The sequence below is a fragment of the Bradyrhizobium sp. Cp5.3 genome (assembly GCF_000426265.1).
GTDB lineage: Bacteria > Pseudomonadota > Alphaproteobacteria > Rhizobiales > Xanthobacteraceae > Bradyrhizobium > Bradyrhizobium neotropicale.
Genome location: NZ_AUFA01000026.1, coordinates 37,718 through 53,695 on the forward strand (window position 1 = coordinate 37,718; position 15,978 = coordinate 53,695).

Below are 15,978 nucleotides of genomic sequence, written 5' to 3' on the forward strand. Positions count from 1 at the left end.
CGCTGCGTTATATGTCGTGCGTCCGTCCAAGGGGCCGGAGCGCGGAGCATCGACGCCTGCGCCACCGGCAGTGAGCAGGGGGCCCAGCCCGTCGGCATGTTCGAAGTGGTCCTAACGAGGCGCAAGCGGTTTGGCTGGCGATGGCAGGTCAGCGACCAGTCCGGCAAGATATTTGCGGACGGGTTCGAGCGCACGCGCCCGGCCGCGAAGTATCACGGCGAGCGTGCGCTGTTCTTTCTCCTGTCGCAGGCCTATCTGAACAACCGCTCCGCAGCCTCGAGCGAAGACTGACTTACGCGGAGCGCCGATCGATGTCGATGCGCTCGAGGCGAGCGGCACAGCTCCGTAGCCCCGTTGGCTCCATCGGGGCTGCAGGACTTCGCCGCGCCTGACGTCAGATATCGACGACCAGCTTGCCCTTGGCCGCGTGGTCCCGGATCAGCGCGTAGGCGTCCGCAACGGTCTCCAGCGTGAAATGGCGGGCGGCAAGCAAAGGAACGAGCCTGCCCGTTTCGGCAAGGCGGGTTGCCTCCGTCATGATCTCCCCGTGATGCGCGCGACCTTCGCCAGTCAGGAGCGGGAGCAGTGTGAACACGCCCGAATAGGTGGCCGCGCGAAACGAGAGTGGCGCAAGCGCATGCGTGCCCCAACCGAGCGCGCTCACCACATGGCCGAAGCGACGCACGGCTTCGAAGGAGGCGTCGAGCACCTTGCCGCCGACGGTGTCGTAGACGACATCGAAGCCCCGGCTTGCCGTATGCTCCGCGACGTAAGTCTCGACGGTGGTATCGCGGTCGATGAAGGTTGCGCCAAAGCCCTCGATGGTTGCGAGCTGCGATGCCGAGCCAGTGGCGAACACTTCAGCTCCGACTGCACGCGCGATCTGGATCGCGACATGGCCGACGCCGCCTGCGCCGCCATGGATCAGCACTTTCTGATCGGCTTTCAATGCCGCGCGGTCGACCAGGCCTTCCCAGGCCGTGATGAAAATGAGCGGCAGGGCGGCGGCCTCCCGCATGCTGAGATTGGCGGGCTTCAGCGCCAGCAAGTCGGCGTCGACAGCCGCGAATTCGGCGAGCGATCCCTGCACGCCACCGACACCACCGGTCATGCCATAGACCTCGTCGCCTGGCTTGAACTGCGTCACGTCGCGGCCGGTTCGTTCGATCGTGCCGGCGAGATCGAGGCCGAGGATCGCGGGCAGCGGATGGCGCGCATGCGCCGCAGCACCAGCGTGGATCTTGGTGTCGAGCGGATTGACCCCGCTCGCGCGCAGGCGCACCAACACCTGCCTCGGGCCGATCTCGGGCGTGGAGATCTGTGAGACGCGCAACGGCGCGTCGTGCTTCTCCAGAATCGCGGCGCGCATTGTCGACTGTGTCGTCATGATCGTCTTCCTCCGTTCTCGGCCACCCAATATGCCCATGATTTTTTGCATGAAAAGGAACGAGGTTGTACGATCGTCATACATTTTTGTTTGACGAGGCGATCCCAATGGACTGGAGCGATCTGCGTATTTTCCTGGCGATTGCGCGCGAAGGCACGCTCGGCGCCGCCGCGCGTAAGATCGGCCAGACCCAGCCAACAATGGGGCGGCGGCTTCGCGCGCTCGAACAGTCACTCGGACAAACGCTGTTTCAGCGAACCGCCGACGGCTTCGTCCTGACCGACGAGGGCAGCGCGGTGATGCGGCATGCCGAGCGGATCGAGGAGGAGGCAATCGCGCTGGAGCGGCACGTGTCCGGCGCGGAGACGCAGCTCGATGGTCTGCTGCGGGTATCGTCGTCGGATTGGTTCGGGACGGTCATGCTGTCGCCGGTCATCGCCGCCTTCGGCAAGCGCCATCCCAAGGTGGCTGTCGAGCTCCTGACCGATGCGCGCCTCTACAGCCTCCCGCGACGCGAGGCCGACCTCGTCTTCCGCATCAAGGCATTCGACGAGCCTGAAGTCGTCTCCAGGAAGCTGCTCCACATTCCCTATGCGCTTTACGGCCGGAAGGGCAGCAAGCCGCCGCGCGCCGGCGACGGACGCGGCGCCCGCGTCGTGACGATGAACGCGGAATTCGCCGACATGCCGGACGCTGTCTGGCTGAAGCGCACGCTGCCGAACGCGGAGGTCGCCTTTCGCAGCAACAACAGGCAGGCACAGGCGGAGCTCTGCGCGGGGGGCGGCGGACTTGCCGTGCTGCCACGGCCGCTCGGCGATCGCGATCGCCGGCTGGTCGCGCTCGACATCGGCGCGGTCCCGCCCGGCCGCGACACCTTCGTCGGCTATCACCGCGATCTGCGGCGTCTGGCCCGCCTGCGTGCGCTGCTCGATCTCGTGATCGAACGGCTGGCGGGATGATCCTGGCGAAAGCCAGGGCGACACCGCGGATGTGGCGCGTCCATGCGCTCTGCGACGGCTGTCAGCGCGTGCAAAGAAACCGTCATAGTCTCTAACGCCCGCTAACCATCGCCCGACTTAAAACTGTCATAATCGCGCTTTGCGCCGCACGATCGTACGCTTTTTACATGCCATTAAGCGGGCCTGCATTGGATGCGGCGGGAAAGTGCGTTGGGGACGACGATGAGTGCCGCGAGGAAAGCGCCGGGAAAACCGGCCACCGAGATGTTCGACGACATGCCGGTGCTTCAGCGCAAATGGCGTGCTGCGTTACGGCCGGGCGAGCGGCTGCCGCGCTACGAGGACGTGATGCTCGGCAGCCTCGGCCGGCTTGCCGACCACATCGCGCTGCTGAAGGGCGATGGCAGGCTCGAACTGTCGCGCAGCGGACGCTACGTGCAGAAATGGCTGGGCGACGAGCGCTGGGACATTCCGGTCGCCGCGCTGGCGCCTGATTGCGCCACCGCACTGTCCGAAGCCGTGGCAAGCGCGCTCGAGAACGGACGTCCCTATCAGGCAAGCGCGCATTGTGTACGCGATGGCATGGTGAGGACCTACGACGTGCTGGCGCTGCCGACCGCCTCACGCTGGGGTGCGACTCTGGTTGGCGCCTATGTCAACGAGCGCGGCGCGCAATACAATCTGCTCGATGCGATCTTCTCGTCGACCGACGATGCGGTCGTGTCGCTGGCGACGCTGCGCGACGCGCTTGGCCAGCCGTTCGATCTCCAGGTCGTCCATCACAACAAGAGCGCCGAGCTGCTGTTGAATGTGGCGGCTGGCGGCCTGCAGTGGTGCCGCGTCCGAGAGGGCGGAACGCTGCTGGCGTCAGCCGAAATCATGGCGATGCTATTTGCGGCTGTCTCCGGTGGCCGCAGCGAGCAACTCGAGATCGAGGCCGACGGCCGCAATCTCCGCCTGAGTGCCACTGCCTTCGCCGATATCGTCTCGCTGACGATCTCCGACGTCACCGCGCTGAAGCGGCGCGACGCCTCGTTCCGTCTGCTGTTCGACAACAACCCGATGCCGATGTGGGTGTTCGACGCGGAGACGAAGAAGTTCCTCGGCGTCAACGACGCCGCGGTCCAGCACTACGGCTACAGCCGCGCCACCTTCCTGCGCATGACGCTGCCGGAGATCTGGCCGCAGGACGAGTGGGACAGCCACGCCGAAGCGCTCGAGCGCATCGGCGATACCTACCATTCCTCGCGCAACTGGCGGCATCTGCGCGCCGACGGCAGCGAGATCGAGGTTTTGACCTTCGGCCGCCGCGTCACCTTCAATGACCGCGACGGCTATCTGGTTGCGGTGGTCGACATCACCGAGCGGCGCAAGGCCGAGGCGCGGATCGCCCACATGGCGCACCATGACGGGCTCACCGACCTGCCGAACCGCGAATATTTCCAGGACCGTTTGAAGCAGGCGCTCGACCACGCCGGGGGCAAGCGGGTCGGTGTGCTCTGCATCGATCTCGACCTGTTCAAGAACGTCAATGACTCCTTCGGCCATCCGGTCGGCGACCGTCTGCTGAAGCAGGTGGCCGAGCGGCTCGCAATCGCGATCCGCGGCGGCAATCTCGCAGCACGGCTCGGCGGCGACGAGTTCGCGGTGATCCTGGCGGCCGACGTCTCGCCGAACGAGGCCAGCGCCTGCGCCACGCTGCTGATCGAGATGCTGAGCGCGCCCTACGACGTCGACGGGCTCGAGACGGTGATCGGCGCGAGCATCGGCATAGCGCTGTCGCCCGGCGACGGCACGACGTCGGAGGAATTGATGCGCAATGCGGACATGGCGCTGTACCGGGCAAAGTCGGACGGCGGCGGCGTGCACCGTTTCTTCGAGCGGGAGATGGACCTCCAGGCGCAGAAGCGGCGCAACATGGAAGTCGATCTGCGCCGCGCCTTCGCCAATGGCGAGTTCGAGCTGCACTACCAGCCGCTGGTGTCGATCGCATCCGACCGCATCTCCGGTTTCGAGTCGCTTCTGCGCTGGCGTCATCCCGACAAGGGAATGATCTCGCCGGCGGAGTTCATCCCGGTCGCAGAGGACATCGGCCTCATCACCCAGCTCGGCGAGTGGGTCCTGCGCGAGGCCTGCGCCGAAGCGGTAAAATGGCCGGTCGACATCAAAGTCGCCGTCAATCTGTCGCCGGCGCAATTCCGCAGCCGCAACCTGGTCCAGGTCGTGATCTCGGCCTTGGCGCAATCCGGCCTGTCGCCCAAGCGGCTCGAACTCGAGATCACCGAGTCGATCTTCCTGGCCGAGACCGATGCCAACCTCGCGATATTGCATCAATTGCGCGAGCTCGGAGTCGGCATCTCCATGGACGATTTCGGTACCGGCTATTCCAGCCTCAGCTATCTCCGCAGCTTCCCCTTCGACAAGATCAAGATCGATCGCTCCTTCGTCAAAGACCTCGCGCAGCGGCCCGACTGCGGTGCGATCGTGCGCGCCATCTCGGGGCTTGGACGCAGCCTCAACATCACGACGACCGCGGAAGGTGTCGAGACCGAGGATCAGCTCGACTGGCTGCGCGCGGAAGGTTGCAACGAGGTGCAGGGCTTTCTGTTCAGCGCGGCGCGGCCGGCCGGCGAGATCGCAAAGCTCCTCGCCGATTTCGGCCAGCGCGCCTCACGGGCGGCGTAGCTCGGGCGGATAGCAGTCGTAGACGAGCGCCTTGAAGGCGGGCGTGATGCGGCCGCGCTCGTTCTGGGTCTGCTGCATCATGAGGTAGACCATGTCGAGCTTGGGATCGACGCCGAAATAGGTGCCGCTGCCCGAGTCCCATTTCAACTCGCCGATCGAACCCGGCGGCGGCGGCTTCGCGTTGCCGGGATCAGTACGCACGGCGAGGCCGTAGCCATAGCCAAAGCCGTCGCCTGGAAAATAGAAATAGTCGCGCCCGACGCCGGAGCCCGGTCCAATGTGATCGGTCGTCATGTCCTTGAACGCAGCCGGGCTCAAATAGCGCTTGCCCTCGAACTCGCCGCCGTTGAGCAGCATCTGCGCGAAGCGCTGATAGTCGGTGATGGTCGAGAGCAGTCCGCCGCCGCCCGACTGCCATTCCGGATGGGCGAGGCGATCATGCTCTGCATCCAGCAGGATCTGGTCGGTGGGCAGGGGCCGTGCCATCCGCGCAAGCTCGTCCTTCGTCGTCAGCACGAACTTGGTGCTGCTCATGCCGAGCGGATCGAGGATGCGCTGCTTCAGGTATTCGTAGAGCGTCTGCCCCGAGATGATCTCGATGACGGCGCCGAGCACGTCGGTGGAATGGCCATAGCGCCACAGCGTCCCCGGCTGACGCGCCAGCGGCAGCTTGGCAATGCGCTCGGCGAACTCCTTGTTGTCGAACTGTCCGGCGAAGATGTTGGCGGCGTGATAAGCCTGCTCGACCCATTTGCCGCCGATATAGTCGTAGCTGATGCCCGAGGTGTGCCGCAAAAGGTCCTCGATGTTGACGGGGCGGGCCGGCGGCACGAGATCGAGCGCCAGTGTGCCGTCCGGCTTCGTGACCTCCAGTCCCACCTTGGTGTCGGCAAAGAGGGGGATGTATTTCGACACGGGATCGGCAAGCGCAAGCTTACCCTCGTCGATCAGCATCATTGCGCCAAGACACGTGATCGGCTTGGTCATCGAGTGGATGGCGAAGATCGTGTCCGGCGTCATGGCGAGGCCGGTCCTGACGTCGCGCACGCCGAACGTCTTGAAGTAGACGGGCTTGCCGTGCTGCTGCACCAGGATCACGGCGCCCGGCAGCCGGCCGCTCGTCACCTCATTGTCGAAGTACGCCGTGATGCGGTCGAGCTGTTCGGGAGCAGGAGCAGGGATACTGGCAGCGCGGCCTCGCACCATCGTGCCGGCCAGCATCGCGGCCCCCAGCAGAAATTCGCGGCGCTTCATCCGGGCTTCCTCCCTCGACGGGATCAAAGCCGCAGGATGTTGCAGGCGTCAACAAGACATCGATTAAAATCGCGTCACGATTTCCGAAAGGCACGGTCGCGGGCGGTCTTCGCTCGGCTTGGTCGGCTTGCCGATGTGCACGAGGCCGGCGAGCTTTTCGTCGGGCTTGAGACCAAGCCCGTCCAGCACGTCGCGATCGAAGGAAAACCAGCCGGTCAGCCAGCAGGCGCCGTAGCCGAGCGCGGTCGCCGCCGTGAGGATGTTCATGGCGCTCGCGCCCGCGGACAATTCCTGCTCCCACGCCGGCACCTTCGGATGCGGCTTGGTGAAGCTGACGATGCCGATCACCAGCGGCGCGTCGGTGAGCCGCTTGCGCTCGATGTCGATGTCGGTCGCCGCTGCGCCGGGATTCTTCCGGGCGAAGACCTTGGCGATCACCTCGCCGGCACGCGCGCGAGCGTCGCCTTCGAAGATGATGAAGCGCCAGGGCGCGAGCTTGCCGTGATCGGGCACGCGCGCACCGATGGTCAAGATGGTTTCGAGCTCGGCAGGCGAGGGACCGGGCCCGGTCATCTCGCGCGGCTTGACCGAGCGGCGGGTCTTCAGGAGTTCGATGGCGTCGGGCACTTTCGGTATCCTCTTCAGCTGGTCGTCGGCCGTGCACGCTGGAGATAGTCATGCACGCCCGCAACCGAAAGCCGATTTAGATCGATTTCAGGGATCAGGCCGCGCCCCGCATCCGCTGGACGTCGGGCGGGGTCGCCTCGTCGAGAAGCGCGGCAATCGCCTCCTGCGTCGTCATCACCTTCTGCCCGTCGCTGCCGAGGCGGCGGACGGAGACCGACTGCGTCTCGGCCTCTTTCTTGCCAACCACCAGCAGCGCCGGGATCTTGGCCAGCGAGTGCTCGCGGACCTTGTAGTTGATCTTTTCGTTGCGCAGGTCGATCTCGACCCGAAGGCCTGCGCGCCGCGCCTGCTCGACCACCTGCTTGGCGTATTCGTCGGCCTCGGAGGTGATGGTGGTGACGACGACCTGCACCGGCGACAGCCAGAGGGGGAAGTTGCCCGCATAGTGCTCGATCAAGATGCCGATGTAGCGCTCCATCGAGCCGCAGATCGCGCGGTGCACCATCACGGGCGGTTTCTTGCCGCCGTCATGGTCGATGTAGAATGCGCCGAACCGCTCCGGCAGGTTGAAGTCGACCTGCGTGGTGCCGCACTGCCAGTCGCGGCCGATGGCATCGCGCAGCACATATTCGAACTTCGGCCCGTAGAAGGCGCCTTCGCCCGGATTGATCTCGGTCTTGATGTGGTTGTTCTGCGTCTGGATCTCGCGCAGCACCGTCGCCATCACGCGCTCGGCATGGTCCCACATCGCGTCCGTGCCGACGCGCTTGTCCGGCCGGGTCGACAGCTTCACGGTGAGATCGCCGGTGAAGCCGAAGTCCGCATAGGTCGACAGGATCAGATCGTTGATCTTCAGGCACTCATCGGCGAGCTGATCCTCGGTGCAGAAGATGTGCGCATCGTCCTGGGTGAAGCCGCGCACGCGCATCAACCCGTGCATGGCGCCGGACGGCTCATAGCGGTGCACCACGCCGAATTCGGCAAGGCGCAAGGGGAGGTCGCGATAGCTCTTCAGGCCGTGCTTGAAGATCTGCACGTGGCCCGGGCAGTTCATCGGCTTCAGCGCGAACCAGCGTTTGTCCTCGGCCTCGTCGCCGGCGGATTGCGCCGCGAACATGTTCTCGCGGTACCAGCCCCAATGGCCGGAGGTCTCCCACAACACCTTGTCGAGGATCTGCGGCGCGTTGACCTCGCTGTAATCGCCGGTCAGGCGACGCCGCATATAGGCGATGAGCTGCTGGAAGATGGTCCAGCCCTTCGGATGCCAGAACACGACGCCCGGACCTTCCTCCTGGAAGTGGAAGAGGTCGAGCTCGCGCCCGAGCTTGCGATGGTCGCGCTTTTCGGCTTCCTCGATCTGCTTGAGGTAGGCGTCGAGGTCCTCCTGCTTGGCGAACGCCGTGCCGTAGATGCGGGTCAGCATCGGGTTGTTGCTGTCGCCACGCCAATAGGCGCCGGCCACCTTCATCAGCTTGAAGGCGTTTCCGACCTTGCCCGTCGAGGTCATGTGCGGGCCGCGGCACAGATCGAACCAGTCGCCCTGGTAGTAGATCTTGATCGGCTCGTTGCCGGGAATGGCGTCGACCAGCTCGACCTTGAAGGCCTCACCCTTGTCGCGGAACACCTGCTTGGTCTTTTCGCGATCCCAGACTTCCTTGGTGAAGGGTTTGTCGCGCGCGATGATCTCGCGCATCTTCTTCTCGATCGCGGCAAAATCTTCCGGGGTGAACGGCTCGTTGCGGAAGAAGTCGTAATAGAAGCCGTTCTCGATCACCGGGCCGATCGTGACCTGAGTGCCCGGCCAGAGCGATTGCACGGCCTCGGCCAGCACGTGGGCGCAGTCATGGCGGATCAATTCCAGCGCGCGCGGATCGTCGCGGTTGACGAACTCGATCTTCGCATCGGCCTCGATGGGATCGTTGAGATCGGCGAGCTCGCCGTCGAGCGCCATCGCCACCGTGCGCTTGGCCAGCGACGGCGAGATGCCCTTGGCGATGTCGAGGCCGGTGATGTCCTTGTCGAACTGGCGCTGGGCACCGTCGGGGAAGGTGAGGGTGACTTTGGGAGTCGGCGTCACGGGCTTGAGGTTGCTGAGGCTGTACTGGAAGCCGGACTCGGACTTGGGCTGGTCAGTCATTGCATTTCTCCTGAGGCTCACTCCTGCGAACGAGCGCAGGTAAGCGGGAACGAGCGATATATCAGGCGATTCGGCCCGTGCAATCGGGCATTTCCAAGAAAATGGCTGCGTGAAACACCTGCCTTGCAACAACTATTTCGCGCCGCGCCCTTTAACTCGCCCCTGACGCCCGCTACATGCAGCTGCATGAAAAGTGCCCCCGCCGCCGGCCGTTTCGCGCCCACCGCCCTGATGCTTGGAAATATCGTCACCGGCTGCTCGGTGCTGGCGCCGGCGGGGATGCTGCCGGAATTGGCCGCCGGGCTCGACGTCAGCGTCCGTGCGGCCGGGCTGCTGATCACTTTCGGCGCGATCACGCTGTGCATCGGCTCGCCGCTGACGGCCTGGCTGACCAGCCGCATCGAACGGCGGACGCTGCTCACGGTGACGCTTGCGCTGCTTGCCGCGGGCAATCTCGCCTCGGCGTTTGCTCCCGACTACGCGAACCTGCTCGCCGTTCGCCTGGTGATGCTCGCGGTCGGCGCGCTCTATACGCCGCAGGCGGCCGGCACGGCGGCACTCATCGTGCCGGTGGAGCGGCGCGGCAGCACCATCGCCTACGTCTTTCTCGGCTGGTCGCTCGCCGCCGCCGTTGGTCTGCCGTTGATCACGTTTATCGCCAGCCGCTACGGCTGGCGTGCGTCCTATGGCGGGATCGGTGCGCTCGGCTGTGTCAGCTTCCTGCTATTGCTGCTGCGGTTGCCCGCGGGATTGAAAGGCACGCCAGTAGACCTGAAGACCTGGAGCGCGGTCGGCCGTAGCCGGACGATCCCGTTGCTGCTTGCGATCACGATGCTCCACATGTCCGGGCAGTTCGTGGTGTTCACCTTCATGGGGCCGCTGCTCAAGAAGTTGACCGACGCAAGCCCGGATGCGATCGGCCTGGTGTTCGCGCTCTACGGCATCTGCGGTTTCCTTGGCGCCGCCGTCGCCAGCCGGATCGTCGACGCCTGGGGGCCGTATCGCACGTCGCTGTTGTTCACGTGCCTGCTGCTTGCGGGCATCACCGGCTGGGCGCTGAGCGCCGGCACCTATGTGATGATGGCCACTTCGGTCGCGATCTGGGGACTGGGCTTTGCCTCGACCAATTCGATGCAGCAGGTGCGGCTGGTCGCGGCCGCGCCGCCGCTCGCCTCGGTGACCGTCGCGCTCAACACCTCGGTCCTCTATATCGGCCAGGCTGTCGGCTCCGCCGTCGGCGGGCTCCTGTTTGCCCGTGAGCTCCTGCACACACTCGGTTTCGTGGCGGTCGGTTTCGTCGTCCTGGCGTTGCTTTTGGTCATGCTGACCCGGCCACGGCCGGCCGCCGCCGCGCGGGCCTAGCCCTGGGTCGTCTGCGCAAGGCGCTTGGCAAACGGCGCGGGAGGGCGCTAGAAGGCAGGGCTTGGGGACCCAAAGAGAGTTGACTGAGATGAGGATGATTTTGGCGGTTGCCGCCGTGCTCTATTCGGCCTCCGCGTTCGCGCAAGCCGACAAGCCACCAATGGTCGGGGACAAGCCGCTGGTGCAGGTCCAGTCCAAGGGGAAGGCGGCGGCCACCACCGCGGTGGCGGCGCCGAAGGGCAAGCCGCAGTCGATCGCGGTGCGGCTGCAGGCCTGCCTCGACATCGACGACGGCACCAAGGATCGCCTCAGCTGCTACGACGCGGTGATCCCGCCGGCGCCGAAGCCGAAGGCGCCGAAGGCCAAGGGCGTGGCCGACTGCCGCTTCCTCAAGGAGGAGGACGAACGGCTGGCCTGCTTCAACGGTTTTGCCGAGAGCATTCCGAAGCTGCCCAAGACCTGAGTAGAGACCTGAGTAGAGATCTGAGTAGAACAAGACTGAGTGCAGCGCTCAGTCGCTGATCCGGCTCAGCACTGCCCGGAAGGCAACGCCCGGCACTTGCAGCGCGCTGCCTTCGAACTCGGCCATGTTGCCGTCTTCGCGGCCGGTGAGCGTCAGAGTGATCCTGTCGGTCCCGAACAGCGGTTTGAAGGACGGATCGTCGTTGTATCGCTCGGTCGATATCTTGACCTTGATGCCGTCGCCTTCCCCCGTATAGGTGCCGATGAAAGCGAAGGCGGAATTGCCGCCCCGCATCTTGCCATCGGCCACATAGACCACGCCACAGCCGGTGCCGTGAACCGTGTGGAAGTCGACCTTGTAGAGACCCTGGCGCACTGTCCGTTCCCGCAGAATTCTAATTGCAGCCCGGCTGGCAAATTAGGACCGACGCTCGTGGAAGCAATCCGGTAGCTCCCGGGGGACTTCGGCCATCAACATCAGATTTTGATCAACACCTGACGGAATTGCAGGCAGTGCAGCCAAATACCGGCTCGCGCAATATCCGGCCTAAAGCGCGATGAGATTAGGATGAATCGTCATCGCGCTTTAGGTTATTGTTTGAGCATGATCTCCGCGCAAACGCGTTCCGCGTTTGTCGCGAGGGAAAACCGCTGCACACTTTTCCGGATCATGCTCTAGCGGCTCGACGCGGATGAATTGGTGGCCGCGACGCGCGTCAGCGCCAGGGATGGCGTCTCGGACATCTTCACCAGCACGTCCTTGAGCGGATTGCGTGTCCAGGCGCGGTTCACGTAATCGCGATGCGTGATGCCGTCGCCGGTTTGGACGAACACAACGCTTCCGGGACGCAGTGGCCCGTCCATGTCCTCGGAGACGCTGATGCCCTTCTGGCGCAGCGTGCTCATCAGCTCGCGGTCGCGCCGCGCGGTGTAGTGAGTGTAGGAGCTGACGAAGAAGCCGGAGCGATGGCTCTCGATCCATGAGGCGAACTTGTCGAGCTCGCCATAGACGGCATCGAGCAGCACGACGCCGCGAACGCGGTCGCTGATGCCACCGACCTCGAGGCTCCAGGCGGTGGGCAGGAAGCCGCCGCTGTAGCCGACGATCACGATGGGCATGTTGGCGAAGGCCCGCGCGCTGTTGGGATCGCCGGTGAGGCGGGCGAGGTGATCGGCCGACTCGGCCATGAAGCGCTTCAGTCCGCCCGCCTGCCAGAACTTGCCGGCGCTGGAATCGGCGGCATCGACCGCCATCTGCGGTGCAAGGAGAATGGCGTTGGCGCCGGAATCGGTGACCTGCTGCGGCACCAGTTGCCGGTCGCGCACGTCGCGCTCCAGCGTCGCGCCGTTGCCGTGGAAGAACACCACGATCACGCCCGGCTTACGGACGTCAAAGTGTTCGGGGACGTGCACCAGCACGCGGCTGTCGCTGTAGGTTTCGTCCTGCCAGTAGACGCGTCCCGAATAGCTGCGATGGCCGCGGCGGTCGCCCTTGGAAATGTTGAGGAACGGCGCGTCGGAGGCGGGGTTGTTGCCGAAATAGGGGAAGGCCGACGATTTCATGCTGACGAGAGTCGTCAGGTCCTCGCGCTGCGGACGCTGGTACGGAACCTGCGGCTCCAGCGATGCTACCTTGTAGGCGGCCTGCTCCGGCTGTTGCTGCACGGCGCGCTTGGGCGAGAAGTCCGACATCTGCCGTTGCAGGAGGCTCTCACTGGCGGACGGGAAGCGATCCGTGAATTGCGGGGCAGGGAAGCGATCGTCGAACGTGTCGCCGCTCGCTGCCTTGGTCTTTGCAACGACCTGCGTGTTGGCTTGCGAGTTGGCCGCGAGCGCTGCCGGATTGGGCGCCCTGCCGCATTGAACCAGCGTCAGCGAAAGTGGCACCAACGCGGAGATCAGGCCGATCCGGAGCGCACGAGCGTACACACCGGACGTCGTCCGGTGCGCACGCGTGTCAGCTCTCAGTTTCGGAACGGCCCCGACCATCCACCCATGACCCCGATCCAGCGGCAATCTTTAGGCTAATTGAGCCGACTGGCGTTTAGGCGACCTTAAATGTCCGGAGAAACTCCCCACATCCGGAACACTGGAAAGGACCATGCAATCGTGTCCTGAGTGTGGGAGGGGACTGCGGATTTTCACGGGTCTGGACGGGTTTATCGCCTTGGAATGGCATAAGAGGTGGCGAGATACCTATTTCGGCTGCCTCATTTAACCCTTGTTAACCCTGCTTGAATTGACTGGACCAAACTGCGCGATGCTTTCCCACGAGGCGTGACGCCTGAGGTTAAGACCCCGATGACGGCATCAGATGCGGGTACTGCGCCTTGGACTGGCCGGCTGACCGGAAGGGCGGGCGGCGTTTCCGCTCTGGTCGCGACCGCCATCGTCGTTGCGGACATGGTTGGAGTCGGCGTCTTCACCAGCCTCGGCTTCCAGGTCAAGGACATCCCGTCCGGTTTCTCGATCCTGCTGCTCTGGACCGTCGGCGGTATCGTCGCTTTGTGCGGCGTGTTCTCCTACAGCGAGCTGGGTGCGATGTTTCCGCGCTCCAGCGGCGAATACAATTTCCTCGGCCGCGCCTATCATCCCGCCTTCGGATTTCTTGCCGGCTGGGTCTCGGCGACGGTCGGTTTTGCGGCACCCGTCGCGCTCGCGGCGATGGCCTTCGGCGAATATGCGAAGTCGGTCTTTCCCGATCTGCCGCCAATCCCGCTCGCCATCGGCGTGGTGTGGCTGGTCTCAATCGTGCAGCTGACCGGCGTCAGGCATTCCTCGACCTTTCAGCTGATCTCGACCATCCTGAAGGTCGTGCTCATCGTCGCGTTCCTGGTCGCAGGCTTTGTCATCGGCGCGCGACAGCCGATCTCCTTCACGCCGCAGGCCGGCGACCTCGGCCATATCGCCAGCGCCCCCTTCGCGATCGGGCTGGTCTTCGTGATGTACTCGTTCTCGGGCTGGAATGCTGCGACCTACATCATCGGCGAGATGCGCACGCCGCAGCAGAGCCTGCCGCGCGCGCTGCTCGCGGGCACGCTGATCGTGCTCGTGCTGTACGTCGCGCTCAACGCGGTGTTTCTCTACTCGACGCCGATCGATGCGCTCGCGGGCCAGCTCGATGTCGCGAGCGTCGCCGGCAGCGCCATCTTTGGCGGCATCGGCGGCAGGATCGTCGGCGCGATGATCTGTGTCGGCCTGATCTCCTCCATCAGCGCGATGATGTGGATCGGCCCGCGCGTGATGATGACGATGGGAGAGGACATCCCGGCCTTGCGCATGTTCTCACGGAGATCGGTGAGCGGCGCGCCGGCCTACGCCATCCTGTTTCAGCTCGCTGTCGCCAACCTGCTCCTGTTCACGCGCAGCTTCGAGGCGGTGCTCGACTTCATTCAGTTCGCGCTGCTGTTCTGTTCGTTCTTCACGGTCGCAGGCGTCATCAAGCTGCGCATCACCGATCCCGATCTGCCGCGTCCCTATCGGGCCTGGGGATACCCGTTCACGCCGTTGGTTTTCCTGCTCGTGACTGCCTTCATGATGTACTACCTGTTGATGGAGCGGCCGGTGCAGTCGCTCTCGGGGATGCTCGTCATGCTCGCGGGCCTGCTGATTTATGCCCTTTTCCGCAGGCGGCCGGTCGCCGCTGCCGATTCATCACACCGCGAAGAGACATGTTTCGACCCATGAAGATTGCGGCCGTCGCTCTTGCCCTGCTGTTTGCGGTCGTCCCCTCCGCGCGCGCCGCCGAGGTGACCTTTGACGATACCGCGCGCTTCCTTGCCGGCATGCAGCCTTCGGCGGACTCGCCGCTGGTGGCGCTGACCAGGGACCCTGCCTGGCAGCACCACGCGAAATTCTTCGACGGCGCCTTCGCGCAGCTCGATCAGCGGCAATTGTCGAAGATCCGCAACTGGGCCGACGTCAATCTCGCCGCACCCAGGCCGACCATGTTCTACATGTTCAGCGGCCCGGATTTCCTCTACGCCGACGCCTTCTATTCCAAGGCGAGCACCTATGTGCTCGGCGCACTCGAGCCGGTCGGTGTGGTACCCGACCTGACGAAAGTGCCGCGCGGTGCGGTCAGTACCGCGCTCTACAATGTCGAGCGCTCGCTCAGTTCGATCCTGAGCTTCTCTTTCTTCATCACCAAGCACATGAAGGTCGACCTGCATGCGAACCAGGTCCACGGCACCTTGCCGATCCTCTATGTCTTCCTCGCGCGCTCCGGCAAGACCATCCGCAACGTCGAGATGATCGCGCTCGACAACAAGGCCGGGATGCATGCCGGCAACGACAATCCCGGACCGAACGCCACGCGCGGCGTCCGCATCACCTTCGTCGGCAGCGACGGCGAGGTGCGCACGCTGTATTATTTCTCGACCGATCTCTCCAATCCCAGTGCGCGCGGCACAGGCTTCCTGAAATTCTGCGAGACGCTCGGGCCCGGCAACAGCCTGCTCAAGAGCGCGTCCTATCTCCTGCATTCCGGCAACTTCACCACGGTGCGCGACTGGCTGCTCGCGAACAGCGCGACCATTATCCAGGACGATTCCGGAATACCGCTTGCGAACTACAACGCGCGTCAATGGCGCTTCTTCCCGTTCGGCCGCTATCTCGGGCCGATCGACGAATTCCCCGGCCGCTACCAGGAACGCTACGCCGAACTGTTCACGCGCGCCCAGCCGATCGATTTCGGCATCGGCTATCGCTGGCGCACGCATGAATCGAACCTGCTGCTGTCCGTGAAAGTGCCAGGCAGCGAGACGGTGCCGGCGGTGGAAGCCACTTCGTCCGCGGAGCCTCCGCCCAAACCGGCGCGTCCGAAGCGGTTGCGCCCGCCCGAGCCGATCCCGCCATCGCCCGGGCGCTTCTTCTGGTTCCGTTAGCTACCAGTGCACGCTCTGACTTGGCACGATGAACGCCGTCGTGCTCGGCGCCGTGGAAAAGCTTGTTGCCAGATACCAGCCGGAGCCAAGCACGAGCGCCAGGAGCGCAATGATTGCGAGCAGATCGATCGTTCTGGGATCGTGTCCCCTCGGGCCAATTCGCAGATGCGAACCAAGGTTGAAGTGAAAATGAGGGCTGATTTTCCAGCGCATTGTTGT

Annotated in this window: 14 protein-coding genes; 7 read left to right on the forward strand and 7 right to left on the reverse strand. The window is 64.5% G+C overall.

Features of this window, described 5'->3' with window-relative positions; all coding sequences use genetic code 11:
- Positions 1–96: 96 nt before the first annotated feature.
- Positions 97–291 (forward strand): hypothetical protein, encoded by a 195-nt coding sequence (locus tag K289_RS0128210; protein WP_027554574.1) that lies wholly within the window; start codon positions 97–99, stop codon positions 289–291.
- 103 nt (positions 292–394) lie between these two features.
- Here the strand turns inward: K289_RS0128210 and K289_RS0128215 are convergent, their stop codons facing one another.
- A complete protein-coding gene (locus tag K289_RS0128215) occupies positions 395–1,387 on the reverse strand; it encodes a zinc-dependent alcohol dehydrogenase family protein (protein ID WP_245284021.1) in 993 nt (330 codons plus the stop codon).
- Between the two features lie 107 nt (positions 1,388–1,494).
- Here K289_RS0128215 and K289_RS0128220 point away from each other — a divergent pair, with 107 nt between their 5' ends.
- Both K289_RS0128220 and K289_RS0128225 read left to right on the forward strand, forming a co-directional pair.
- Positions 1,495–2,346 (forward strand): LysR family transcriptional regulator, encoded by an 852-nt coding sequence (locus tag K289_RS0128220; RefSeq protein WP_027554576.1) that lies wholly within the window; start codon positions 1,495–1,497, stop codon positions 2,344–2,346.
- A 222-nt stretch (positions 2,347–2,568) separates the two neighbouring features.
- A complete protein-coding gene (locus K289_RS0128225; protein ID WP_027554577.1) occupies positions 2,569–5,031 on the forward strand; it encodes a bifunctional diguanylate cyclase/phosphodiesterase in 2,463 nt (820 codons plus the stop codon).
- On the opposite strand, the gene K289_RS0128230 is transcribed toward K289_RS0128225, so the two are convergent.
- The 3 genes from K289_RS0128230 to thrS all read right to left on the reverse strand — a co-directional run bounded on the left by K289_RS0128230 (position 5,017) and on the right by thrS (position 9,049).
- The gene (locus K289_RS0128230; RefSeq protein ID WP_027554578.1) at positions 5,017–6,285 is read right to left on the reverse strand and encodes a serine hydrolase; all 1,269 of its coding nucleotides are present in this window, start codon (positions 6,283–6,285) and stop codon (positions 5,017–5,019) included. The two genes, K289_RS0128225 and K289_RS0128230, sit on opposite strands and share 15 nt — an antisense overlap.
- 63 nt (positions 6,286–6,348) lie before the next feature.
- On the reverse strand, positions 6,349–6,912 hold the full coding sequence (locus tag K289_RS0128235; protein ID WP_027554579.1) for a nitroreductase: 564 nt from the start codon (positions 6,910–6,912) through the stop codon (positions 6,349–6,351).
- A 94-nt stretch (positions 6,913–7,006) separates the two neighbouring features.
- Positions 7,007–9,049, reverse strand: coding sequence for a threonine--tRNA ligase (gene thrS / locus K289_RS0128240; RefSeq protein ID WP_051310888.1), 2,043 nt, complete (start codon positions 9,047–9,049; stop codon positions 7,007–7,009).
- Positions 9,050–9,235: 186 nt separating this feature from the next.
- Between thrS and K289_RS0128245 the strand changes: the two genes are divergently transcribed.
- Entirely contained in the window at positions 9,236–10,411 is a 1,176-nt protein-coding gene (locus K289_RS0128245) for an MFS transporter (RefSeq protein WP_027554581.1), read from the forward strand.
- 88 nt (positions 10,412–10,499) lie between these two features.
- Positions 10,500–10,874, forward strand: a complete 375-nt coding sequence (locus tag K289_RS0128250; protein ID WP_027554582.1) for a hypothetical protein — start codon at positions 10,500–10,502, stop codon at positions 10,872–10,874.
- Between the two features lie 48 nt (positions 10,875–10,922).
- On the opposite strand, the gene K289_RS0128255 is transcribed toward K289_RS0128250, so the two are convergent.
- Both K289_RS0128255 and K289_RS0128260 read right to left on the reverse strand, forming a co-directional pair.
- Positions 10,923–11,249 carry a GrlR family regulatory protein gene (locus K289_RS0128255; RefSeq protein WP_027554583.1) on the reverse strand — a complete coding sequence of 109 codons (327 nt, stop codon included), beginning with the start codon at positions 11,247–11,249 and terminating at the stop codon, positions 10,923–10,925.
- A 299-nt stretch (positions 11,250–11,548) separates the two neighbouring features.
- Entirely contained in the window at positions 11,549–12,862 is a 1,314-nt protein-coding gene (locus K289_RS0128260) for an alpha/beta hydrolase (protein ID WP_035686060.1), read from the reverse strand.
- A 312-nt stretch (positions 12,863–13,174) separates the two neighbouring features.
- Here K289_RS0128260 and K289_RS0128265 point away from each other — a divergent pair, with 312 nt between their 5' ends.
- Both K289_RS0128265 and K289_RS0128270 read left to right on the forward strand, forming a co-directional pair.
- The gene (locus K289_RS0128265; RefSeq protein WP_027554585.1) at positions 13,175–14,560 is read left to right on the forward strand and encodes an APC family permease; all 1,386 of its coding nucleotides are present in this window, start codon (positions 13,175–13,177) and stop codon (positions 14,558–14,560) included.
- Complete coding sequence (locus K289_RS0128270; RefSeq protein WP_156918223.1) at positions 14,545–15,759, forward strand: hypothetical protein; 1,215 nt, start codon at positions 14,545–14,547, stop codon at positions 15,757–15,759. Before K289_RS0128265 ends, K289_RS0128270 begins: the two co-directional genes overlap by 16 nt.
- On the opposite strand, the gene K289_RS0128275 is transcribed toward K289_RS0128270, so the two are convergent.
- Positions 15,760–15,972, reverse strand: a complete 213-nt coding sequence (locus tag K289_RS0128275) for a hypothetical protein (protein ID WP_027554587.1) — start codon at positions 15,970–15,972, stop codon at positions 15,760–15,762. It abuts the gene before it with no gap.
- Positions 15,973–15,978: the final 6 nt, after the last annotated feature.